The sequence below is a fragment of the Polaromonas sp. YR568 genome, from assembly GCF_943369415.1.
Taxonomy (GTDB): Bacteria; Pseudomonadota; Gammaproteobacteria; order Burkholderiales; family Burkholderiaceae_C; genus Polaromonas.
In genome coordinates this window covers 82,416-103,659 of sequence record NZ_CALRNF020000017.1, presented here as the reverse complement: position 1 = coordinate 103,659, position 21,244 = coordinate 82,416, and the positions used below count along the sequence as shown (strand labels likewise).

General features: G+C 59.9%; 24 protein-coding genes. 9 read left to right on the top strand and 15 right to left on the bottom strand.

Annotated elements, in window-relative coordinates; genetic code table 11:
• Positions 1-776 precede the first annotated feature (776 nt).
• Complete coding sequence (locus ACLV74_RS12800; RefSeq protein WP_411879764.1) at positions 777-1,397, top strand: hypothetical protein; 621 nt, start codon at positions 777-779, stop codon at positions 1,395-1,397.
• A 71-nt stretch (positions 1,398-1,468) separates the two neighbouring features.
• On the opposite strand, the gene ACLV74_RS12795 is transcribed toward ACLV74_RS12800, so the two are convergent.
• From ACLV74_RS12795 to ACLV74_RS12780, 4 genes are all read right to left on the bottom strand, one after another.
• Positions 1,469-2,530: a hypothetical protein gene (locus ACLV74_RS12795; RefSeq protein ID WP_411879763.1), complete on the bottom strand. Its 1,062-nt coding sequence runs from the start codon at positions 2,528-2,530 to the stop codon at positions 1,469-1,471.
• 581 nt (positions 2,531-3,111) lie between these two features.
• The gene (locus ACLV74_RS12790; protein ID WP_411879762.1) at positions 3,112-4,308 is read right to left on the bottom strand and encodes a hypothetical protein; all 1,197 of its coding nucleotides are present in this window, start codon (positions 4,306-4,308) and stop codon (positions 3,112-3,114) included.
• 30 nt (positions 4,309-4,338) lie between these two features.
• Entirely contained in the window at positions 4,339-4,902 is a 564-nt protein-coding gene (locus tag ACLV74_RS12785; RefSeq protein ID WP_411879761.1) for an ImmA/IrrE family metallo-endopeptidase, read from the bottom strand.
• Complete coding sequence (locus tag ACLV74_RS12780) at positions 4,880-5,284, bottom strand: hypothetical protein (protein WP_411879760.1); 405 nt, start codon at positions 5,282-5,284, stop codon at positions 4,880-4,882. Before ACLV74_RS12780 ends, ACLV74_RS12785 begins: the two co-directional genes overlap by 23 nt.
• Before the next feature lie 113 nt (positions 5,285-5,397).
• On the opposite strand from ACLV74_RS12780, the gene ACLV74_RS12775 reads away from it, so the two are divergent.
• From ACLV74_RS12775 to ACLV74_RS12755, 5 genes are all read left to right on the top strand, one after another.
• Positions 5,398-5,577 (top strand): hypothetical protein, encoded by a 180-nt coding sequence (locus ACLV74_RS12775; protein ID WP_411879759.1) that lies wholly within the window; start codon positions 5,398-5,400, stop codon positions 5,575-5,577.
• A complete protein-coding gene (locus ACLV74_RS12770; RefSeq protein WP_411879758.1) occupies positions 5,574-5,972 on the top strand; it encodes a hypothetical protein in 399 nt (132 codons plus the stop codon). Before ACLV74_RS12775 ends, ACLV74_RS12770 begins: the two co-directional genes overlap by 4 nt.
• 35 nt (positions 5,973-6,007) lie before the next feature.
• Positions 6,008-6,328, top strand: a complete 321-nt coding sequence (locus tag ACLV74_RS12765) for a hypothetical protein (protein ID WP_411879757.1) — start codon at positions 6,008-6,010, stop codon at positions 6,326-6,328.
• 116 nt (positions 6,329-6,444) lie between these two features.
• Positions 6,445-7,122, top strand: a complete 678-nt coding sequence (locus ACLV74_RS12760) for a hypothetical protein (RefSeq protein ID WP_411879756.1) — start codon at positions 6,445-6,447, stop codon at positions 7,120-7,122.
• A complete protein-coding gene (locus ACLV74_RS12755) occupies positions 7,119-7,958 on the top strand; it encodes a ComEC/Rec2 family competence protein (protein WP_411879755.1) in 840 nt (279 codons plus the stop codon). Before ACLV74_RS12760 ends, ACLV74_RS12755 begins: the two co-directional genes overlap by 4 nt.
• Before the next feature lie 355 nt (positions 7,959-8,313).
• On the opposite strand, the gene ACLV74_RS12750 is transcribed toward ACLV74_RS12755, so the two are convergent.
• From ACLV74_RS12750 to ACLV74_RS12705, 10 genes are all read right to left on the bottom strand, one after another.
• Positions 8,314-9,690, bottom strand: coding sequence for an MmgE/PrpD family protein (locus ACLV74_RS12750; protein ID WP_411879754.1), 1,377 nt, complete (start codon positions 9,688-9,690; stop codon positions 8,314-8,316).
• Between the two features lie 98 nt (positions 9,691-9,788).
• Positions 9,789-10,760, bottom strand: coding sequence for a Bug family tripartite tricarboxylate transporter substrate binding protein (locus tag ACLV74_RS12745; RefSeq protein ID WP_411879753.1), 972 nt, complete (start codon positions 10,758-10,760; stop codon positions 9,789-9,791).
• 89 nt (positions 10,761-10,849) lie between these two features.
• Complete coding sequence (locus ACLV74_RS12740) at positions 10,850-11,584, bottom strand: GntR family transcriptional regulator (protein ID WP_411879752.1); 735 nt, start codon at positions 11,582-11,584, stop codon at positions 10,850-10,852.
• Positions 11,585-11,740: 156 nt separating this feature from the next.
• Entirely contained in the window at positions 11,741-12,034 is a 294-nt protein-coding gene (locus ACLV74_RS12735) for a hypothetical protein (RefSeq protein WP_411879751.1), read from the bottom strand.
• A gap of 81 nt (positions 12,035-12,115) precedes the next feature.
• The gene (locus ACLV74_RS12730) at positions 12,116-12,598 is read right to left on the bottom strand and encodes a DUF962 domain-containing protein (RefSeq protein ID WP_411879768.1); all 483 of its coding nucleotides are present in this window, start codon (positions 12,596-12,598) and stop codon (positions 12,116-12,118) included.
• 130 nt (positions 12,599-12,728) lie between these two features.
• The gene (locus tag ACLV74_RS12725) at positions 12,729-13,703 is read right to left on the bottom strand and encodes a Bug family tripartite tricarboxylate transporter substrate binding protein (RefSeq protein WP_411879750.1); all 975 of its coding nucleotides are present in this window, start codon (positions 13,701-13,703) and stop codon (positions 12,729-12,731) included.
• A gap of 41 nt (positions 13,704-13,744) precedes the next feature.
• Entirely contained in the window at positions 13,745-14,773 is a 1,029-nt protein-coding gene (locus tag ACLV74_RS12720) for an Ldh family oxidoreductase (RefSeq protein WP_411879749.1), read from the bottom strand.
• A complete protein-coding gene (locus tag ACLV74_RS12715; protein ID WP_411879748.1) occupies positions 14,773-15,699 on the bottom strand; it encodes a hydroxyacid dehydrogenase in 927 nt (308 codons plus the stop codon). Before ACLV74_RS12715 ends, ACLV74_RS12720 begins: the two co-directional genes overlap by 1 nt.
• Before the next feature lie 12 nt (positions 15,700-15,711).
• The gene (locus tag ACLV74_RS12710; RefSeq protein WP_411879747.1) at positions 15,712-16,887 is read right to left on the bottom strand and encodes a UxaA family hydrolase; all 1,176 of its coding nucleotides are present in this window, start codon (positions 16,885-16,887) and stop codon (positions 15,712-15,714) included.
• A 148-nt stretch (positions 16,888-17,035) separates the two neighbouring features.
• Complete coding sequence (locus tag ACLV74_RS12705) at positions 17,036-17,317, bottom strand: UxaA family hydrolase (RefSeq protein ID WP_007862870.1); 282 nt, start codon at positions 17,315-17,317, stop codon at positions 17,036-17,038.
• 113 nt (positions 17,318-17,430) lie between these two features.
• On the opposite strand from ACLV74_RS12705, the gene ACLV74_RS12700 reads away from it, so the two are divergent.
• Genes ACLV74_RS12700 through ACLV74_RS12690 form a run of 3 tightly spaced genes read left to right on the top strand, consistent with a single transcriptional unit; the run spans position 17,431 to position 20,078 of the window.
• The gene (locus tag ACLV74_RS12700) at positions 17,431-18,231 is read left to right on the top strand and encodes a GntR family transcriptional regulator (protein ID WP_411879767.1); all 801 of its coding nucleotides are present in this window, start codon (positions 17,431-17,433) and stop codon (positions 18,229-18,231) included.
• Positions 18,232-18,233: 2 nt separating this feature from the next.
• Positions 18,234-19,013, top strand: a complete 780-nt coding sequence (locus ACLV74_RS12695; protein ID WP_411879746.1) for an inositol monophosphatase family protein — start codon at positions 18,234-18,236, stop codon at positions 19,011-19,013.
• Between the two features lie 51 nt (positions 19,014-19,064).
• On the top strand, positions 19,065-20,078 hold the full coding sequence (locus ACLV74_RS12690; protein ID WP_411879745.1) for a YeiH family protein: 1,014 nt from the start codon (positions 19,065-19,067) through the stop codon (positions 20,076-20,078).
• A gap of 10 nt (positions 20,079-20,088) precedes the next feature.
• Here ACLV74_RS12690 and ftsY read toward each other — a convergent pair whose 3' ends face one another.
• Positions 20,089-21,177, bottom strand: coding sequence for a signal recognition particle-docking protein FtsY (gene ftsY, locus ACLV74_RS12685; RefSeq protein WP_411879744.1), 1,089 nt, complete (start codon positions 21,175-21,177; stop codon positions 20,089-20,091).
• Between the last annotated feature and the right edge of the window lie 67 nt (positions 21,178-21,244).

The following is a 21,244-nucleotide window of genomic DNA, read 5'->3' as shown; positions in this document are numbered from 1 at the left end:
TGCCCAACGTCTGATGACATTCAATGTCGCCACGTCTATCACTCCTAATTTCCCCCTGCTTTTAAAACAAGCAGGGTAGTGCCTACGTGGGTCAGTTTTGGATGGAAATTACTGCGATAAGTGGATCAGATTTCGACGGAATTCAACACGGGAGCGGTTTTCCATGAAAAATTGATCCACTGAAGGTAAAAGTTTTCGCCCGAATTGACCCAGGAAATTAAACAGCTCAACAGTGAAACGCGACCGCGTAGCTGGCCTTAGTTAGGTGGAAAACGTGGCTCAATTTTTGAGGAAATTTATGCGGCCACAATTTCTTTGTGACCGTTACCAATATTCAACCTTCATTGACTAACGGGCTGCGTAGTGAACGGGGCGCTATAGGAACGGCGCTTCCCGTGAGTCGATGAAAATGGAATCGCGCAACTACTCACTTCTCCCTCATTTGTAGGAGGCCTAACGATTGCATTACAGCTAAGCTGTGAAACCTTTCTGGAGGTTATATGGCTGACTACTATGTGAATCGTCAAGCTCAAGCAAATGGGGACCATGAAGTGCATGACAAAGCATCATGTCCGCCTCAATTTTTTCCCTCCGCGCAGAATGCCATCTATCTCGGCAACTTCAGTACTTGTACGCAAGCCGTGCAGACCGCACGTTCATATTTCAGCCAAGTAAATGGCTGTTTCTATTGCGCGCGTGCCTGTCATACGCAGTAACGCTTACTGGCCTGTGCGTGTTAACTGATTTATCGTTGGCGCTAGCCGTTAGGGGATTATTTGCTGGCTGCCCAGTTCGTTGAGAAGTCGAGGGATCCGGAAGCATGGCGGAAGCACGCGCGAGCACTTCGGCGCTCCGCAGATGTGCTCTGGAAAGAGTTCGAAAGGGCGCTTCTCGATGGGGCAGTAAGTTCATTTGAGAGTAAATCTGAGCGTAACTTAGACGAGGCGTTAGAACTTTTTGAAACCACAAAGCTTTTGTACGGTTTGACTCTTGAAACGGCTCTGAAAGCATGGATTGTTGAATACTTCCCGAGCAAAATTGAAATTCGTGTGGCAATGGATGGAAAAGGTGAGGCTACCCAAGCCGAATTAAGAGCCGTTGGCGTTCCAACATCAAGTGGACACAACTTGCTTGCCTTGGCTGAGGCCGCTGGTCTTTTCGGAGAGAAATTCGAATCCATCATGGGCTCCGAGGGCGATCGTCGGGCCATGCGCAATATATGTCGGGACTTAGGAGAGGTGGTTTTATGGCGAGGAAGATATCCAGTACCACTGGCCTCCTTTGAACCTCTCAAATTGGATTCAAATGTGCCTAACGTGGCAGTCGCTCATTACATACGCGACTGGCTTGATCCGGTGTTAGACGCTTTGCTCGAATGCCCGAGAAGTCAAGAGTAGTTGTTGTTATCTGCCGTGCATTGGAGATCCACCTAAGCAGGTGTTCTTCTCCCTTAACCTTCTATATTGCATTAGCGTAGTTTCAGTTTGGACAATATCCGATCCACTACCGACACTTCGAAGTCTTCCGAGAGCATGAGTGACGCTGAGGAGGGGTCAATGTCTACTATTTCTTTGTACTTTCGCTGAAACTCAAAGCCTTCTTCCTTGTATCGGTGCAGAGAGTCACGAAGTTGCGGGAGCTGCGAGGTATCGATAACCATTCTTACCGCCGTTCCATCAAGGCCGCATCCAAAGTATCGCTTGCCTTCCCCTTTCGTCAGAAGCATTCCAGCATCACCGCTAGCAATGAAAAAGTTTCCGCCATTTCTGCAAATTCTATTTGTCATATAGAGGCCAAAACCTGAGTTTGTCCAGTTTCCTCGGCGCCGAACCTTCGAGCCCTTGAATGCTTTTCCCGAAACAGCGGGCATTAAGGCAAAGTTGAGTGCCTTTTTGTCGTCGGAGACGTCGATGTGTGGGTTCCTGCTAAGAGTGTTTCGGATCCCAATTCCCCTATCAAGAATCGCAACCTCCACACGATGTTTGGATGGCCAATGCTGCGCACATATGCCAAACCGCTCAGCTCTACTATGCTCGACGGCGTTTCTCATAATTTCTCGGATAGAGTAGGTCAATGTGTCAAACAACGGGCCTTCCTCACTCCCACACAGCATTGCAGAAAGCCTCTGGCTTGTTGACTCAATTTGATTGCCAACTTCGATACCTTTAAGCGCAGCCTCTCGCTCAACATCTTCGATCTCAAAGACAGTAATAGGGAGGTATCTTGCGCTACCTGGTGCCTCGCCAGGAGCGTTGCCATGTTCGATGCCAAAGGACTTAAAAAAACCCATATGTGCCGCATAAGTCATGTGCTCGAAATTCGAGCAGACGAATGTAGGGGCGTTTTCTCTTCGAGCAAGCTTGCGAAACTCGCTCGATATCAGAAGCATGGGAAAGGGCTCAACCAGGCGGACATTGGAAAAGTCCAGCGCATATTCGTCGGCGTCTGGAGTACCGGCGATTTCGGCCGCAAAAGAGATAGCTGAAGGAAGATCGAATTGCCTTGGTGCAACAATTTTTATTGGTGTCACAAGTGTCCCCTGCATAATTGAATTTAGGTATCGCTATAGTGCGCCGTCGTGGGGCGTCTTGTTGGGACTATAAGTCTAAGCATTCTCTTAGTTACTTCCGGAGACCACCTGGAAAACAAGTATTTGAACACCGGGATCTTCTAATGAAGGTCGTACCGGGAACGAGTAATTTTGACCGCGCGAGATTAGTACGAGGCGCCAAGAGTTGATTCCGCCAGTACAAGCCCTGACATGCTTGACAAAGCCACTGACGACTTGCGAGTCATTGACGGTTATAGAAATGAGGGGATCTGTCCCAAGGTAAAGCTCGTCGTCTCGCTGATTCTGGTCGACTGGGCGAAGTTGCAATCGAAGAGTCGCGGTCTTTCCCGCAATTTCGAACTCAAATAATTCGGCGCCGATGTTATGCCCGGTGAGTTGGTGCTGAAAGTAAATGCTAGTGTGACCCTTCCGGAGGCTGCGATACATTCCAGTTCCTTGTTCGAGCGATTAATTTTGAAATGAGTCAGAGTTGGATGCTTGCTGCATGTGTCGAAGCGGGCGAGGCGTTGCTCTAAATCCAGTGATGCTCAGAGGGTGGGCTACGTATAGAAAGCAAACTGGTCGAGAGTCAAAAGAGCTTGTAGCGCTCTCGTCATCGTATAGCTTTCCTGAGCCGCGGCCCCATGGCCAACTGCATGCCGCGAACCCGCATTTCCCATCTGTGCCACTGGATCAAAATTGGCGAAGGTTTGCGCCGCCAGATAAATACCAAAGGCAGAGGGAAAGAGCAACGTATTTGTTCCTCCGGAACGCTGCTCTGCGGATGCTTGGGCAAAAGCTAGAAGCTCCTTTAACTTTGCGCCGTGCCCGTCATGAGCCGCGCGATAAGCATCGTTTAGAACACCCTCAATTTCAGTGAGAACAATCTTGATCACCGATGCTGGCTTCTTTTCCCCAAAAGCCTGAATGGCTTCCTTCAAGAGCGCACCCTTGTTAGCTAGATGCGGCTTGGAAATCCATCGCTCGAACATGTGCTCTAGTCGTTTTTGATCGAACTTTGCAATGATCGTCTCTTCTATTGCTGCAACTTCAAGTCCCGATTCGTAGTGACCAAGGAGGTCTTTGAATTCGGCTGTGATGATTTCGACGAATGGAAACCAGCCTCCCGCAAGCAGCTTGTCGAATAATTCTGAATTTTCGACGGCATCGTAAAGATGCCGATAGCGCAACTCTCTATGCAGAGTGCCAAGCGTGGTGATAAATGCATCGAGGTCTAATTTCCCCTCAGGATTCATGTCGAATGCAAAACCAAAGCGCCAAGCCTCCCTGAAAATGCATAAGACCTTGTCACGTTCGCCGAACTCTACGCAAGGAAAAGACATTCCTGTCACATCAGCAATATCACTTTCGAAGACCACTGTTCCCGCCGCGATGGCTCGTTTTACTGCGCATCGCAGGCTGACGGCTGCAGTGTCGAGCCATAGCTCGGCTGTGTGGTCAGGCTTCAATACCAGCAGCACCACGGATGCCGATCTCAGACTGACAGCGGTTCCCGCCTGCTGTGCCATATGAGCAACGACGGGCTCAAAGTTCTCAACCAGCCTGTGGAATAAAGGATCCTCGGAGGTGAGTGCTAGCCTGGTCCAGATCTTCGCCGTTGTCCCTTCGTTCGCTGATTCCGCTGCAAATCCCGCGAACTGTTCTACATTGGAAAATCGCAGCGGTTCGCCAAGATTGCTGATGTCGCCAACCCGGGGTGGCCGGCCACTTTCGGCGGGTTGCTGTTTTAAATTCAAGGATGGCTTTCCAGATGAAATAGCAATTTACTACCAGGAACCTGTTCTGGAAACGATTACTTTTGCCCCGCTTTGATTGAGTCGCATAGTCATCATCTGCATGCTGATATTGAAATCGGCTGCCGATTGCTCGGTGGATTTACCGCTCCTCAAAACCCACAGTGCTGCAGCTTGGGGCAATAGCAGCACACCAGACAAGCAGGCTGCTTCATCTTCAAGCTCCTTGTTGTAGTGCCGGCCGCCGGATTCTTGGGTCAATTCGCTCATTGAGTGGCCCAAAATGATGTGGGCAAGCTCGTGGGCCAAATCACTTTGCTGGCGAGTGGGTGCGTGTGAATCGTTGTAGACGATGTGTTTTGCGCTACCAAGGCATAGTGTGACTGCAGAAAACTCGGCGCTTGCCGATGTGGTCAGATGTTTATAAACGGCAGGTTTGAGGTCCTGCGCGAGATCGCGCAGACTGAGGACCGGCACGGCTAGGTGCCTAGCCAGTAGGAACATATCTAGAGGCTGATGCGCACGCAATCCCAGCTTCTCACGGAAGCCGCATGCATAAGCTTCGGCTTCCGCCTTAAAGCCGCGGCGAAGCTTCACGCCCAAGATTTGCTTCCTCCAAAGCGAGTTTCCCGAATCTTTTGTACGCCACGGCCAACACTTCTTGTATGGCTTCTATGGAATCTGGCGACAAGTTCGGGTCGGCGCGCAACAGCGCCATCATCTTGGGCAATGATTCGGCCTCTTTGGCCTTCAAGTCCTCATCAGTGACAAAGTCTGCGGGATTGAGTTGCGCCCAAGCGGACAGCATGGTCAGGCTGTCGGCATCGGGGTGTTTGCCTTGACCCATTCGGGTTAGGGTAGATGCACTTACTTTGCTTTGGTCCGCTACCTTTTTCCAAGATAGCGTCTTGGCTTTTCTGATTTCGTCGAGTGCAATGTAGTAAGCCTCACAGTCGAAATGACCTCGGTTGGCTGCCATCAATAGCTCTCCTGAAGTTGCTAAATAGCAACGATATTGTACCATTGAAACGTTGCTATATAGCAATTAATGCTCTACATTTCGTCTTATCAGCAATTTTCAAGGAGCTCAAAATGGCCAAAAACGATCCCATCGGCGACAACGCTCGCCGCGGAGCAGTCAAAGACCGCTCGCAAGTGCAGAACCCTTTAAACGACAACTGGACCAAGCGAAACTCGGACACCGGGCGCTTCATGGACCAGAAGCAAGACGGCACCCCCTTCAAAGGCGTACGCAGGGAGAAGGGCAAGTGAGCAAACCACAACTTAGTTCGTCCGATGTTCCACGCGGGCGCCTGGCACGCATCTCGCGCCCCAAGCTGCTCGGCTTCGTCAGGCACGAAGGGGTACTTATGCCTGACGGCCGTGTTGTGCACACAAGCCCCGACGGCGGGACCCGCATTTGTTCGTATGCGGAGTTCAGGGCAGGACTTGAAGTCAACGTCGAATACGAATTGCCGATTCATCGCCACGCAGACGCGCTTGCGGTTCTGAATCGTCTGCTCGCGGCCAATGCGCCATACGACCTGATTGCAAACAACTGCGAAATCTTCGCGCGGAAGGTCATGCTTGAGAAGCCAGTCAGCCCTCAGCTTGGTTTCTGGGCGGTTGCCGGGCTTTGCGCTGCGGCTTGGTGCATGACTCGGTAAACCTTGGCAAGTTACTCACACCCATAAATCAGATCATGATTAATTTCATTCCCCTTTTTCTCTTGAACCCGCCGTCTCGTCTCAAGTCCTTGGGTCAAATGCTGGCATGGGTAAGTTCAACATGGATCGTTGTTGGTCTGTCCTTGCGCATTGGCCCGATCATGATAAATGCCTTTTCGAAGACGAATGGCGTCGATGTGGTGCCGGTGACTTTGGCGGCGATGTACCCATCTTTCCCGACCTGGCTTGTGCCGGAAAGCCCGCTCGCTTTCATCTTACTGATATGTATGTGGGCACTGGCCGTCTCGATAGTTGTGTCCGCCAAGAAATTCGAGCGCATGTTCTTGGCGGTTTAGTTTCGGAGCGGGTCAACCCCGGAATATTGACCCTAGTTTCCAATCGAAACTCCGCGACTTAGATAGTCGACCAAGCTAGAGCGCGCAATAGGTACATTTTGTTAAGGGGACAAGAGGTGGAAAAACTGCCCTTCACTAGCTTCGACTTCTGGGGCTACTTGGCCTCAGGCTTCTTGCTACTGTGTGCCATCGACAGCGCGGCCGGTTACGGTTTGCTCGCGCGGAAGGACTGGAGTGTTATCGAGGGCATTCTCGCGGTATCTGTGGCATACGTCGTCGGACACGTGATCGCCGGTTTCTCGTCCCTCATTCTTGAGCGAGGCTTGGTTGGCAAGGTGTTAGGGTGGCCAAGCGCTGGGCTTTTCGGAGCAAGCACGGCTCCGAAATGGATGCAGAAGCTCCTCAGTTACTACTATGGAGAGTTGCCAACTGAAACCCAGAAGGCGATTCTCGACAAGGCTAGTGTGGCCGGGGTATCCGGCCCAGGCGAGGCAATGTTCTGGCTGGCATTTGCCAAGGCGCACGGCTCAGAGAGGACGATGGCGCGGTTGAGTGACTTTCTAAACCAGTACTCTTTTTGCCGAAATGTGGCGTTAGTTTCTCTCGTCGACGCCAGTGTTTTGTGGTGGGCGCACTGGCAGCCAACAGGAACTCTGCAACAGTTGCTGTTCGCGCGCATTGCACTGGTGGTCGGCATTGCTCTGGCAGCGCGGTATTTGAAGTTCCTGCGGCACTACAGCCTTGAACTGTTCACCACCTTCGCTCACGCAGAAGAGAAAGATAAGACATCGTGACAGAACATCACCTCACCATCTTTGACGTTCAGCACGGCGGCTGCGCGTTGCTGAAGACAACGTACAACGGTGTGCTCTGGACGGTGATGATTGACTGCGGACACAAGAACAACGACCGCGGACAGTGGTTCCCGGGTGACTACCTGCGGTCCCAGGGTATCTATACCATCGACCTGCTCATCATTACGAACCTAGATGAGGACCATGTGTCCGGGCTGCCGAATATCCTGAAGCACAACATCAATGTTACGCACATCTTCAGCAACCCCACAGTCCAGCCTTGGGCCATCCGGCTGCTGAAGGCCCAGCACGGCATGGGCTACGGCATCGATGCCGTAGTGAATGAGCTAACCCGACGTGGCGTTGCGCAGCAAATCCCTTGGATTCCTGAGGTGGAGATCAATTGCTTCTGGAACCCCTACCCACATGCGTTCGAGGATGAAAATAACCTGAGCGTCATCACTAGCCTGACGTTCGGCGACGGGCGGGTGATGTTCACGGGGGATATGGAGTGCGCCGGTTTCGACCATCTCCTGCGTACCAATGCGGCCATCCGCAGTGAGGTGAAGGCGGTAGATTTCTTCGTCGCTCCACATCATGGCCGTGCTAATGGCCTCTGCCCAGATTTGTTCGACGTTTACGGCTGTTCACCCAAGCTGACCATCATCAGCGATGACTACAAGCAGTACGACAGCCAAGAAACCGATGACTGGTACCGTGCGCGAACGAGTGGCTACCCTTTTAAGTCTGCCGGCGATCGCCGATGGGTGTTGACCACTCGGACAGACGGAAATATCGATTTGATACCGAGCTATCCTAGTATGTTCGTGTTCTGAACGTGTAAGGGTCGACGCCTTGACTTGCGCACGGCAATGAATATCAACGCATTCAACTGTTCAGGGCTCACTCGTGCACGGAGAATTCAGAGTTAAATGAATTAGATACTGGAAAATTCAGAGTTAAGTGAAACAACAATTCAAAGCCGTGTGAGTTAGTTTGTCCTAAGCTGTTGATCTATATGAACCATGAATACGAAGTTAAATGGAAATCGACACGGGAACACTGGCGTTGAGCCTGCGAAATACCGATTCGCCATCAAAAAACGGGCAATCCGCTATCTTTTGGATAGCAAAGTTGCCCGTCGATGTTGGGCCGAAGCCCAATTTAGCCACCCAAGCAGGGTGGCGGCGTTCAAGCCTTGGGTGTTGCCAGCGCGGTGATGGCCGACACGTTGGCCGCATTACCCACAGCCCAGCAGGCCTTGATCAGCTCGCTGGTTTGCCCGGCACCCAGGATGGCATCGGACAGTCCGTGGAACTTGCCCTCCAGCATGGCGTCGGTCATGGGGTTTTGCAGCGAGCCGATGGCGTGCTCGACGAACACGTGCACGCGGCGGCCGTCTTTCAGGACCGCCGTCACGTCGGCACTGGCCTCGTCGATGGAATCGTCCACCGTGGCGACGACCTTGCGGCGCAGCGCGACCATGTCGGCGCGGTTGACGATCTCGTCGGAGAACTCTTCCTCTGCGGCGCGGCCGAACGTGAGGCCGGCTGCGCAGCCGTGGTAGACGCTGAACTTGGCCTGCAGGCCGTCGGCGGGTTCTTTCTTGCCGGTCAGTTCCAGCACCAGCGAATGCACTTTCAGTTCAATGCGCTCGATCTGTTCCGGCGTCACGCCCTGGCCGCGCAGCTGCGCGCAGGCGTCGATGCTGGGGTGGATCACGATGCCGCAGGCAAAGGGCTTGTAGCTGTTGAAGGAGATCTCGAAACGCTGGCCCAGTTCGCCGGTGATTTCATTCCAGTCATTCTTGGTCGAGACCGTCTGCATCATGCCGCGCGGCGCTTCCAGCGCTTTCGGGCTGGCGGTGTAGCCCTGGCTGGCCAGCAGCGCGGACATCATGCCGGCGCGCGCGGCGCCGCCCGGATGGAAAGGCTTGGTCATGGTGCCGAACTGCTCGCGCATGCCGACCGGCTGCGAAGCGGCAATGCCCAGCGCCATGGCGGTTTTCTGCACGTCGAGCTTGAGCAGGCGCGCGCAGGCCGCGGCCGCGCCCAGCGTGCCGGTGGAGCCGGTGATGTGCCAGCCGCGGTCGTAATGCTCGGGGTACATGGCGTTGCCGACGCGGCATGCTACGTCGATGCCGATCACCAGCGCGTCGATCGCGTCGCGCCCGGACGAGCCGGTGTGCTCGGCCAGCGCCAGCACGGCGGAGGCCACGGGGCCGGCCGGGTGGATGATGGTCTTGAGGTGGGTGTCGTCGAAGTCGAAGGTGTGGGAGGTGATGCCGTTGACCAGCGCCGCGCTCGCCATGTCGACTTTTTCGCGCCGGCCCAGCACGCTGGCCTGGGCGGCGGGCTGCAGCATGTTGACGGCGGCCAGCGCCATGTCGGCCGCCTCATGCTTTGCCGCGCCTACGGCGCAGCCCAGCCAGTTCATGAAGGTGCGATGCGCCTCGTGGTCGACCGCGTCGCTCCAGCCGCGCGACGGATGCGTGGCGACGAACTTCGCGAGGATTTGCGTGACGGGAGGGGCGTTGTGGTCGGCGGCGACCTGGGTATTGCGGGCCATAGAGTTCTTAAGTGGCAGGAGTCCTGCGGATGGGATGAGAGCCGGGATAGTCGGCCCACGCGGCCGGAAGGCAGCGCGGGCGCGGGAAGAATGAGGCGTTAGCTGTCGAGCTGGATGTTCCTTTCCTTGGCGAGTTTGGTCCAGCGGGCGATGTCGATCTGCATGAAGGTGCCGAAAAATTCGGGCGACATCTGCACCAGCTCGATGGCTTCGGTGGAGAGCTTGGTTTTCATGTCGGGTTGCGCCAGCACCTGGGTCAGTGATGCGCTGAGGGTTTTCACGACGGCTTCCGGCATCTTGGCCGGGCCGACCACGCCGTACCACTGGATGGCGTCAAAGCCCTTGAAGCCGGATTCCTCCATGGTGGGAACGTCCTTGAGCAGCGGGTGGCGCTTGCGCCCGGTCACGGCCAGCGCCCGCATGCGGTCGCCCTTGAGGTAGGGCAGCGCGGCGGCCAGCCCCGGGAACATCACCTGCGTCTGCCCGCCCATGAGGTCGGTGAGCGCCGGTGCGATTCCGCGGTAGGGGATGTGCACCATGAAGGAATCGGTGGCCTGCTTGAACAGCTCGGCCGTCAGGTGGGTCAACGATCCGGGCCCGGCCGAGCCGTAGCTCACCTTGCCGGTATTCTTCTTGAGGTAGTCGATGAGTTCCTTGACGTTCCTGGCCGGCACGCTGGAATTGACCACCAGCACGTTGGGCGTGGCGCCTATCATGCCGATGGGCGTGAAGTCCTTGATCGGGTCGTAAGGCAGCTTGCGTGTGGCCGGGCTGGTGCCGTGCGTCGCGACGTAGCCCTGCATCAATGTGTAGCCGTCCGGCGCCGCGCGCGCTGTGGCCTGACAGGCGATCACGCCGCCGCCGCCGCCCTGGTTGTCGACCACGAAAGGCTGGTTGAGTATCTTGCCCCAGCGCTCGGTCACGGTGCGCCCCACCAGGTCGCTGCCGCCGCCGGCCGCGACCGGCACGATGTAGCGGATGGGCTTGCTGGGATAGGCCGGCTGGGCCAGGGCCAGCCCGGGGGCGTAAATAAGGGCAGGTGCTGCTTGGAGCAGGATACGTCGTTTCATGGTTTTGTCTCCAGGGTTGATAAGAAGGGGCATGAAGGCTGTTTGCCGGCTGGGCCGGTCTTGGCGCCTTCGTGTCCGCTATTCGGGTGTCACGGATTCGGTGCCGCTGCCGCGGCGGGTTGGGGAAGGCCGGCTTTGTGCAGGCGCTGGTAGGCGTCGCCCACGTGGTGCGACATCAGGGCTTCGCAGCGTTCGGCGTCGGCATCCCGCAGCGCCTGCACGATTTCCACGTGCTCGGCGATGGAGGCTTTCATGCCGACGTCCTGCGACAGGTTTTTCAGGCGCGACAGATGCAGCTTCTGCACGATGCCTCGGTAGGTCTCGGAGAGCTGCTGGTTGCCCGCGGCTTCGACGATCGCCCAGTGAAAACGCAGGTTCTCCGAGTAATAGCGCTGCACCTCGTGCTGCGCGGCGGCCTGCAGCATGGTGTTGACTGAAGCATCGAGCAGTGTGAGCAGCGTTTCGCGCCGGGCATCCGGCAGGCGTGCCGCGCAGCGCCCGGCAAAACCGTCCAGCAGGCCGCGCATCTGGTAGAGGTCGCGCACTTCCGCGGCGTCCAGCTGGCGCACGAACACGCCCGAGTGCTTGCGCGAGATCACGAGGCCCGAGCTCTCCAGCTCGCGCAGCGCTTCGCGCACCGGCACACGGGAAACCTGCAGGCGGCTGGCCACGTCCGGCTCATTGATGCGCTGGCCCGGCACCAGAACGCCCTTCAGGATCAGCGCCAGCATGTCGTCACGGACCAGCTTGGACAGCGGGACATCGCGCACGGTGTCGAAGTGCCCGGCGGGGGATTCCGTCAGCCAGGGGAGCATGGGGGTCATGGGTGGCATCCGTTATTTCGTATACGAAAACGGATTTTGCCAGCAAAGCGCGCCAAAAACCATGGGCGGCAGGCTTTTGTTCGGGATTTAACCGATCAGCTATTCGGGTTTGGAACCAAGAAGCGCAGGTGGCCAGAACCGGCACCCGCGCGCCGCTCAGGGCAGGCGCTTGTCGTCCCGCACTTCGCGCACTTCAACATCCACAACGTCGGCAACGCGCGCCGCATTGCCGGTGTCACGGCCGGCGCCGCCCGGCCACATGCCTTGGGGGGAATAGCGCTGGAAGCGGCCGAACACCATGGCGGGCGCCGGCTTGCGGCCGGTAACCAGGGACTTCAGCAGGCTCAGCAGTACAACGATCAGCGCCGCGGCCAGCAGGCTGACGGCAAACACCGCCGCAAACAGGCCCAGCACCAGTTTGAGGAAAAAACGCAGAATTTTGCTGATCAAGCGGAGTACCTGTGAGAAGGTTTAAACCTCGCAGGTGGAGGCGGGAGCTGCTTTTTCAAGCTGGCAGCCGGACTGGATGGATTACCAGCGTATGCCCAGTTTGGCAAACGGTTTGCTCAGCACAAACAGCGGGCCGACCCAGAGGTATTGGATGTCTTCAAAAAAGGAAGGCTTCTTGCCTTCTATCTTGTGGCCGATGAATTGCAGGACCCAGGCGCCGACAAAAATGCCCGCGCAGACCGGCAGCACCAGCGGGCCCATGGCGAACACGATGCCCAGAAACAGCACCGACCACAGCGCCATGCTCACAAAAAACACCGCGGACAGGCGGGCGTAATAGACCATGCTGGCTGCGATGAAGGCATAGGCCACAAACGGGTGCAGGGCGAACATCATGCCGACCAGGCTCAGCATGATGAGCGGGATCGCGATGAAGTGGATCACCTCATTGCGCGGGTTCTGGTGGCTTTCGCCGTAGTGCGCCAGCAACTGGTCGACCTTGCGGGGGCTTGCCGCTGCGCCGGAAGCGTCGAGGTGGTCGGGATGGTCTGGGTTGTGCGCCATGTTGTCCATGTCTGTCTCCTGTGGGGGAGGGCGCGGCCAGCGCCTTCTTTGGAAGACTTTAATACAGGCAGGGCATTTTAAAAAGAGGGCTTTCCGCCGGCCCGCCGCCGGTGTGGCGGGCCGGGCGGGTTCAGGTGGCCGTGATCTTCGCGGTCTTGATGATGCGGCTCCAGCGATCGATCTCGTTCTTCAGGAAACGGCCGAACTCGTCGGATCCCTTTTGCGTGACGCGAAAGCCCTGCTGTTTGGCGCGCTCTTCCACGTCGGCGCTGTACATGATCTTGATCATTTCGCGCGAGTATTTTTCGACGATGGCGTCCGGCGTCTTGGCCTGGATCATGGCGGCCGTCCAGTTCTCGACGAACAGTCCCGGCATGCCGGCTTCAAACGCGGTGGGCACGTCCGGCACCGCAGGGTGGCGGCTCAGGCTGCAGATCGCGATGGGGCGCAGCTTGCCGCCCTTGACGTGGGCGATGGATTCCGGGAAGTTGGAAAAGATCACATCCAGCTGCCCGCCTATCAGGTCCGTCATCGACGGCGCGCCACCGCGGTAGGGGATGTGCGTCATCTGCGTCTTGTTCAGGTCGTTGAACAGCGCCATGGTCAGGTGCGGCGGCGTGCCGTTGCCGCTGGAGCCGGCGTTGAGCTGCCGCGTTTTGGACACCGCGATCAGGTCCTTGAAGTCCTTGATGGGGCTGTTGATCGGCACCACCACCAGCATGGGCGAGCCGGCCAGCAGGGCTACCGGGCGCAGGTCTCTGGTCAGGCTGTAAGGCGCGTTCGGGAACAGCGCCACGTTCGCCGCATGTGTCAGCGTGATGGCCAGGATGCTGCTGCCGTCGGGTGTCGACTTGGCCACCTGCTCGGCGCCTATCTGCGCATTGCCGCCGGCCTTGTTCTCCACGATCACCGACACCTTCCAGGCCTCGGTGAGCTTTTGCGCGACGGTGCGCGCCATGATGTCGGTCAGCCCGCCCGGCGCAAAGGGCACGACGTATTTGATGGTGCTTCCCGGCTTGGGGAAGTCCTGCTGGGCCTGGCCCAGCTCCGGGATGCCCGCCAGCGCGGCGCCCGCGGATGCCAACACGATGTCACGACGTTTCATGCTTTGTCTCCTTGTGTTTTTAACCAACCGACTGACTTCAACTAATTCACGACTGATCCTTCTTGTGCTAACTTATCGAGTTGCGATTTGAGTGTATCGGGGATGGTGATCCCTGCCTGTTGTGCCATGGCCTCCAGTGCGATGCGCCGCGCGCCGGCCAGGCGCACGCCGTCATCCTGCAGCATTTCGTCGATCAGCGTTTCCATGCGCTCGAAGTAGACGTCGGCGCCGGCCAGTGCGCCGGGGTCGATCAGGATGAAAGCCTGGCCTATGCGCGGCTGGTTGCCTTCATCGACAAAAAACGTGGTGGCTTCAAAGGAAAAGCGCGCGCCTATCACCGCCGTGACCAGCAGTTCCACCATCAGCGCCAGCATGGAGCCCTTGGGGCTGCTCACCGCGCCCAGCGGCAGCATGGAGCCTTCAAGCGCCGCCTGCGCATTGGTGGTGGGCTGGCCTGCCGTGTCCAGCGCCCAGCCAAGGGGAATCGGCTTGCCTTCCTTGGCCGCCAGCATGACTTTGCCGCGCGCGACTTCACTGAGCGAGAGGTCGATCATCAGCGGGTCGGCGTTTTTGCGCGGAAAAATCGCGGCCAGCGGGTTGGTGCCGAACACCGGGTGCTTGCCGCCGGCGGCCGCCATGGCGGCCGGCGCGTTGGCAAAACCCAGGCCCACCAGGCCGGCATCGGCCGCGGCGCGCAGGTGGTCGATCAGCACGCCGCAATGGTGGCTGTTGGTGATGCCCACAAAACACACGCCCATCTCGCGCGCGGTCGCAATCGCCGTGGCAATCGCCAGCTCGCAGGCCGGGAAGGCCAGGCCTTGCCCGGCATCGACCAGCACCGTCGCGCCTTTGCTGCGTGTGATCACCGGCACGGCCTCGCCGTCGGCGCGGCCGTTGCCCAGGTGCGTGGCATATTGCGGCACGCGGCTCAGGCCGTGCGAGGCGATGCCTTGCGCATCGGCGCGCACCAGGGCCTTCGCGGTGCTCAGCGCCATGGCTTCGGAGGCACCCGCGGCGCGCAAGGCCTGCGCGCCCAGGCGGGTCGCTTCTTCAAGGGATAAATGGGCCATCAGCTCAGACTCTCCAGTATTTTGTCGGCGATCATGAACGATACACGTTCATTCGACTGCGCGCTGACGCCCGAAATATGCGGCGTCAGCAGCAGGTTCGGGCAGTCCCGCAGCGAAGCGCTTGCGGGCAGCGGCTCCACGTCGAACACATCGACGGCCGCGCCGCCCAGCCGTCCGGCCTTGAGCGCGGCGGCCGCGGCCTCGATGTCGACGATGTGGCCGCGCGAGGTGTTGATCAGCACGGCGCCTTTTTTCATTTGCGCGATACGCGCGGTATTGAACAGGCCGCGCGTGCTGTCGACCAGCGGCACATGCAGCGTGATGGCGTCCGCGCCGGCGATGAGTTCATCAAGCCCGGATTGCCGAACGCCGGTTTGCGCGAAGACGGCGGCGCCGGGCGGCAACATGGCGTCGTAAGCGATCACTTGCATGCCCAGGCCTTGCGCCAGGCGCGCCGTCATCTGGCCTATGGAGCCGAAGCCGATGATGCCCAGCACCTGCCCGGCGGTTTCGCGCCCGTTGCCCAGGGCGGCCCGCGGCCATTCACCGCTGGCAACCGCCGCGCTGGAGGCGAAGGCGCCGCGCAGCAGCAGCATGGTGCTGGCGATCACGTATTCGGCCACGCTGAGCGCGTTGGCCCCGGTGGCCGGGATCACCTTCATGCCTTTGGCCTCGCAGGCCGGCACGTCGATGTTGTCCAGCCCCACACCCAGCCGGCCCACCACCTTGCAGCGGGTAAGCGCGGCGAGCAACTCGCCGCGCACCTGCGTCAGGTTGCGCACCACCAGCGCGTCGGCCGTCGCCGCCTCGGCCCGCAGGCGGGCGGCATCGCCGACCAGCTTGGGGTCGTAGAGTACGTCGTGTGCCGCCTCAAGCTGCGCCACGGCGCGCTCGTCCATGAACTCGCTGATGACAATGCGCGCCATGCCTGTGCTGCCTCAGGCCGATTCGAAGAGACGCGTCAGCACGAACTCGCGATGGCCCAAGGCTTCGGCTGCCGTAAGCCGGCCGTTGGCCGTGCGCAGCATGTTCTCCAGCAGCTTGTCGCCGGCTTGGTCCAGCGTGATCTCGCGCTGCAGCAGGCCCGAGGTGTCCACGTCGATGTGTTCGCTCATCAGGCGCACGGTGCGCGGGTTGGAACAAATCTTGATCACCGGGACAATCGCGTTGCCGATCACATTGCCCTGGCCCGTGGGGAAGAAGTGCACGGCGTAACCCGAGGCCGCGCACAGCGTCACCATTTCAGCCGCGGCGCTGGACGAGTCCATGAACCACAGGCCCGGGTGTGTGGGCTTCTCGGCCTTGTCGATCACGCCGTCCACCGTGCAGACCTTGCCGATCTTCTGGATGTTGCCCAGGGCTTTTTCCTCGATGGTCGTGAGGCCGCCGGCGATGTTGCCCTTGGTCGGCTGCGAGTCGGAGAGGTCGCTGGTCTTGTGGCGGTTGATCATGTCCTGGTAGCGGTTGAACATGAACATGAACTGGTCGCGCACCGCATCGTTGGCGCAGCGGTCGGCCACGATTTTTTCGCCGCCGGTGATTTCAGAGGTCTCGCCGAAGCACAGGTAGTTGCCGAGCGGGTGCAGCTTGTCGAAGGCGTTGCCCACCGTGGGGTTGGCGCCGCAGCCCGACGTGGTGTCGGACTCGCCGCACTTGGTGGACACCCAGAGTTCGGAGATGCCGCAGACCTCGCGCTGCTTTTCGCTGGCCCACTGCACGTATTCGCGCGCCGCCTTTGAGGCCTTCATGATGGTCTCGTGGTCGCCGTGGCCTTCGATGCCGAAGCCGACCACCGGCTTGCCGGTGGTCGCGATGCCGTCGACCACTTTTTTGGTCCAGCTGTCTTCAATGCCTATCACCACCACGGCCGCGACGTTGGGGTTGCAGCCCGCGCCTATCAGCGTACGGAAGTGCAAATCCAGGTCGGCGCCGAACTGCAGGCGGCCGTAAGGGTGCGGAATCGCCATGCAGCCCTTGATGTTGTGGGCCACGGCTTCGGCCGCCGCGTTGGACAGGTCGTCCAGCGGCAGGATGATGACGTGGTTGCGCACGCCGACGCGGCCGTTCTCGCGGCGATAGCCCAGGAATGTGGTGTCTTTGTTAATGACTGACATGAGGAATCCTTTTAAAGTTCTTTGAGTTGATGGTTTGGATGGCGTAGCGAGCGGGCGGCAGGCAAGGCGCAAACCGCAGACGGGCTTCTGCCCGGCGAGGATTTGCAACGCAGCATCCCGCCCGCGCAGTAGCCAGACAGGCCATCAACTACCAGCGTTTGGTTTTGATGTTATGTACATGCGCGTGCTGGCCGGCCTTGATGTTGGCGACGACCTTGCCCATGTCGATGCCGTACTTCAGCACGGTGTCGCCGACGGCCATGTCCTTGAGCGCCACCTTGTGGCCGATGGGAATGTCCTGCTGCGCCTGCACGTTGATCATGCGGTCCTCGTCCATGATCCAGCCGGTCATGGCGGTTCCCGCCTTCACACCTTCCACCACCACAACGGCCACGGTGTCTTTGGCGTCATGCAATACAAAATGAATCATGGGGTCTCCATCAAGGGGCCTGAGTTAAATCGAGCCGCCAGTTTTATGGAGGGCCGGAACCTTGTCAACGCACTCATATATATGACTTGTACGACCCGGCCATCGGTGTTTCAATGGCGGCCGTGAACGCGAAAAACACATCCACACCCTTGCGCCCGCTGGCGGGCGGGGACGCCTTGCCGCTGTACCGCCAGGTCAAGCGCGAACTGCAAAAACTCATAGAAGCCGGGCACTACGGTCCGGGTAAACCCCTGCCCAGCGAAGCCGACATCGCCGGGGTTTTGGAAGTGAGCGTGGGAACCTTGCGCCATGCGGTGGACGAGCTGGTGCATGAGCACGTGCTGGTGCGCCGCCAGGGCAAGGGCACCTTCGTGGCGCCGCACACCAACGCGCGTTTCATGTTCCAGTTTTTCCACGTGGAGCCGCGCTGGAATTTCGGCGACGACGACGCGGCGCGCGACCGCGACTACCCCGAGATCGATTGCATCGCCTTCGCGCGCGAACGCGCGACCGAGGTCGAAGCCGCCGCCTTGCGCATCAAGGCCGGCGAGTACGTGTTCAGGATGGAAAACCGGCTCGCCTTGCGCGGCCGCGTGGTGATGCACGACAGGATTTCCATCTCGGCGGCGCTGTTTCGCAACCTCACCGAAAAGCGCTTCGTCGAAAGGCCCAGCACGATTTACGCGCTCTACCAGACCGACTTCGGCATCACCGTGTTGCGCGCGCAGGAGCGCGCCCGCGCCGCGCCGGCCGACAAGGCCACGGCCCGCGTGCTGGGCGTGGCGGCGGGCGTGCCGGTGATGGAAGTGCACCGGCTGGCGCTGACCTTTGGCGACAAGCCGGTGGAATACCGTGTGTCGACCATCAACACCCAGGCGCACGACTACGTCAGTGTGCTGTCCAAGAAGGCGTGAACATGGACCTTGCCCTTTTGCTCGAGAAAGCCCGGCTTGCCGGCGTGGAGGCCGCCGCCCACATCCGGCACGCGCAGGCTGCGCTGCAACCGGCGGATGCCGGCCAGAAAGCGCCCGGCGACTGGGTCACGCGCTTCGACCGCGAAGTGGAAGAAGATTTGCGGGAAGCATTGCGGCATGGCCTGCCGGAGGGCCGTTTTGTCGGCGAGGAAAGCGGCGGTGAGTTGACGGATGAGCCCACCTGGCTGGTCGACCCGATCGACGGCACGGCGAACTTTGCGCGCGGCTATCCGCAGTACGCGGTGTCGATTGCGTTGTGCGTGGGCCGCAAGCCGGTGCTGGGCGTCATCGTTGATGCGTCGCGCGATGAAGTCTTCACCGCGGCGGCGGGTCTGGGCGCCTGGCTGAACGGGCGGCGCATCAGCTGTGCCGGCGCGCGCCTTCCGGTGCAATGCCTGGTGGCCACGGTGTTTCCCAAACCGGACGCGCCCTTCATGGACGACTACCTCGCCGAGTTCGGCCGGGTGCTCAAGACATTCGGCCAGGTCCGCAGAAGCGGCGCGATGGCGCTGGAGCTGGCCTACGTCGCGGCCGGCAGGGTTGACGCCTTCTGGGAGCGCGGCATGGGCGCCTGGGACGCGGCGGCCGGCATCGTGCTGCTGCGCGAGGCGGGCGCCGTGATGCACGCGATGGACGGCCTGCCCCTGCTCGAAAGCCGCATGCTGGTGGCCGGCAGCCCGGCCGGCGCCGCCTTGCTGGAAGGCCTGCTCAAACGCGGCTGAAGCATCACACCTGGCCGTCACATTGTTTCCCTGATTTTTTGCTGGATCCCGATGATTCTCAAATGGCGCTTGCAACTGGCTTCGTATTTCCCGGGTGTGCTGGTGTGCATGGTGATTGCACTGGCGGCCACCTTTGTATCCGAGCATTACGGCGGGCCGCAGCTGCTGTATGCGCTGCTGTTCGGCCTGGCCTTTCATTTCCTGAACAGCCATCCGAAAACGGCCAAGGGCATAGGCTTTTGCGGCCGCGTGGTGCTGCGTGTCGGCGTGGCGCTGCTGGGCGCACGCATCACCTTTTCACAGGTGGCCCATCTGGGCCTGCAGACTGCGCTTGTCATCATGCTGGCGGTGTTGCTGACGATAGGCTTGGGCGTGCTGCTGGCGCGATGGCTGGGTTGCTCGCGCGACGAAGGCCTGCTCTCGGGCGGCGCGGTGGCCATCTGCGGCGCATCGGCGGCGCTGGCGATTTCTTCCGTGCTACCGCAAACCAAAGAGAACGAGCGATTCACCTTGCTGGCTGTTGTCGGCGTCACGGTGCTGTCGACGCTGGCCATGGTGGTCTATCCCTTCAGCCTGCAGGCCATAGGCTTGCTGCCGGGGCAGGCCGGCATCGTGCTGGGCGGCTCCATCCACGACGTGGCGCAGGTGGTGGCGGCCGGCATGATGCTGGGCCCGCAGGCCGGCGACACGGCGACGGTGGTCAAGCTGTTCCGCGTGATGATGCTGATGCCCGTGGTGCTGGTGATTGCCGTGATGTACCGCAAGCATCCGGCCGTGAAGGTGCCTGAAACCGAGGTGCCGCTGGTACCGGGTTTCCTGCTGGCCTTTGTCGTGCTCGTGATGCTGGCCAGCGTGGGCCTGATCAGCCCGCCGATGGTGCAACTGGCCGGCGATGCGTCGCGCTGGATGCTGGTGACGGCGATCGCCGCTGCCGGCGTCAAGACCAGCTTCGAGGACCTGCTCAAGCTGGGCTGGAAGCCGGTGGCGATGCTGGTCACCGAGACCGTGTTTATCGTCGCCTTTGTGGTGGCCGCGGTGCTGCTGCTGCGCCTGGGCGCGGGCTGAGGAATCCGCTTTAGCCGAGCAGGGCCTGCGCGAATTCGCGCGCGTTAAAGGTTTCCAGGTCTTCGAGCTGCTCGCCCACGCCGATGAAATACACGGACACCGGGCGCAGCGCCGGCGAGGCCAGCGCGCGTTCGCGGGCCCACAGCGCGATGGCGGCCAGCACGCCGCCCTTGGCCGTGCCGTCCAGCTTGGTCACGATGAGGCCGGTCAGTTGCAGCGTGTCGTCAAAAGCCTTGACCTGGGCCAGGGCGTTCTGGCCGGTGTTGCCGTCAATCACCAGCAGTATTTCATGAGGAGCGCTTGCGTCGGCCTTTTGCACCACGCGCCTGATCTTGCGCAGCTCTTCCATCAGGTGCAACTGCGTGGGCAGGCGGCCGGCCGTGTCGACCAGCACCACGTCCTTGCCGCGCGCCTTGCCGGCGGTGACGGCGTCAAAACTCACGGCGGCCGGGTCGCCGCCTTCCTGGCTGACGATCTCGACCGTGTTGCGGTCGGCCCAGACGCTGAGCTGCTCGCGCGCCGCCGCGCGAAAGGTGTCGGCCGCCGCCAACAGCACCGAGGCGCCTTCGTTGGCGAGGTGTCGCGTCAGCTTGCCGATGGAGGTGGTCTTGCCGGCGCCGTTCACGCCGGTCACCATGATCACGGTGGGCTGGTACTGGCCTATTACCAGCGGCTGCTCCAGCGGCTTGAGCAGCTGCGCAATCGAGTCGACCAGCGCGTTCTTGACGGCGACCGGGTGTGTCATGCCGCCTTCGCGCACGCGGCGCTTGACGTCCGCCAGCAGGTGTTCGGTGGCCTTGCTGCCGGCATCGGCCATCAGCAACGCGGTTTCAAGGTCTTCGTACAGCGCATCGTCGATGCGGCTGCCGGTGAACACGGTGGAGATGCTGGAGCCGGTCTTGCGCAGGCCGGCCTGCAGCTTGCTGAGCCAGCGCTCGCGCTCCGGCGCGGTCGCGCCCGGAACCGGGATGGCGATGGGGGTGACCAGCGCGCTGCCTATCAATCCACCCCCGGTGGGCGCCGGCGCGGCCGGGGCCAGGGGGGCCGGGGAGGGCGCGGCAGCGGGGGGAGGGGATTTTTTCTTGAAAAAACTGAACATTGGGTATGCTTGTGGAGTCCTAGTGAGCTGTTGCACCGTTGCGGGGCAACGTGCGGCGCCACACAGC

What these genes read in the sequence shown, in the direction of transcription:
- ACLV74_RS12710 (WP_411879747.1), bottom strand. Translation starts at nt 16,887, where the DNA reads ATGTCAGTCATTAACAAAGACACCACATTCCTGGGCTATCGCCGCGAG.
- ACLV74_RS12695 (WP_411879746.1), top strand. Translation starts at nt 18,234, where the DNA reads ATGGACCTTGCCCTTTTGCTCGAGAAAGCCCGGCTTGCCGGCGTGGAG.
- ACLV74_RS12725 (WP_411879750.1), bottom strand. Translation starts at nt 13,703, where the DNA reads ATGAAACGTCGTGACATCGTGTTGGCATCCGCGGGCGCCGCGCTGGCG.
- ACLV74_RS12690 (WP_411879745.1), top strand. Translation starts at nt 19,065, where the DNA reads ATGATTCTCAAATGGCGCTTGCAACTGGCTTCGTATTTCCCGGGTGTG.
- ACLV74_RS12750 (WP_411879754.1), bottom strand. Translation starts at nt 9,690, where the DNA reads ATGGCCCGCAATACCCAGGTCGCCGCCGACCACAACGCCCCTCCCGTC.
- ACLV74_RS12720 (WP_411879749.1), bottom strand. Translation starts at nt 14,773, where the DNA reads ATGGCCCATTTATCCCTTGAAGAAGCGACCCGCCTGGGCGCGCAGGCC.
- ACLV74_RS12700 (WP_411879767.1), top strand. Translation starts at nt 17,431, where the DNA reads ATGGCGGCCGTGAACGCGAAAAACACATCCACACCCTTGCGCCCGCTG.
- ftsY (WP_411879744.1), bottom strand. Translation starts at nt 21,177, where the DNA reads ATGTTCAGTTTTTTCAAGAAAAAATCCCCTCCCCCCGCTGCCGCGCCC.
- ACLV74_RS12715 (WP_411879748.1), bottom strand. Translation starts at nt 15,699, where the DNA reads ATGGCGCGCATTGTCATCAGCGAGTTCATGGACGAGCGCGCCGTGGCG.
- ACLV74_RS12780 (WP_411879760.1), bottom strand. Translation starts at nt 5,284, where the DNA reads ATGGCAGCCAACCGAGGTCATTTCGACTGTGAGGCTTACTACATTGCA.
- ACLV74_RS12745 (WP_411879753.1), bottom strand. Translation starts at nt 10,760, where the DNA reads ATGAAACGACGTATCCTGCTCCAAGCAGCACCTGCCCTTATTTACGCC.
- ACLV74_RS12740 (WP_411879752.1), bottom strand. Translation starts at nt 11,584, where the DNA reads ATGACCCCCATGCTCCCCTGGCTGACGGAATCCCCCGCCGGGCACTTC.
- ACLV74_RS12765 (WP_411879757.1), top strand. Translation starts at nt 6,008, where the DNA reads ATGATTAATTTCATTCCCCTTTTTCTCTTGAACCCGCCGTCTCGTCTC.
- ACLV74_RS12730 (WP_411879768.1), bottom strand. Translation starts at nt 12,598, where the DNA reads ATGGCGCACAACCCAGACCATCCCGACCACCTCGACGCTTCCGGCGCA.
- ACLV74_RS12705 (WP_007862870.1), bottom strand. Translation starts at nt 17,317, where the DNA reads ATGATTCATTTTGTATTGCATGACGCCAAAGACACCGTGGCCGTTGTG.
- ACLV74_RS12775 (WP_411879759.1), top strand. Translation starts at nt 5,398, where the DNA reads ATGGCCAAAAACGATCCCATCGGCGACAACGCTCGCCGCGGAGCAGTC.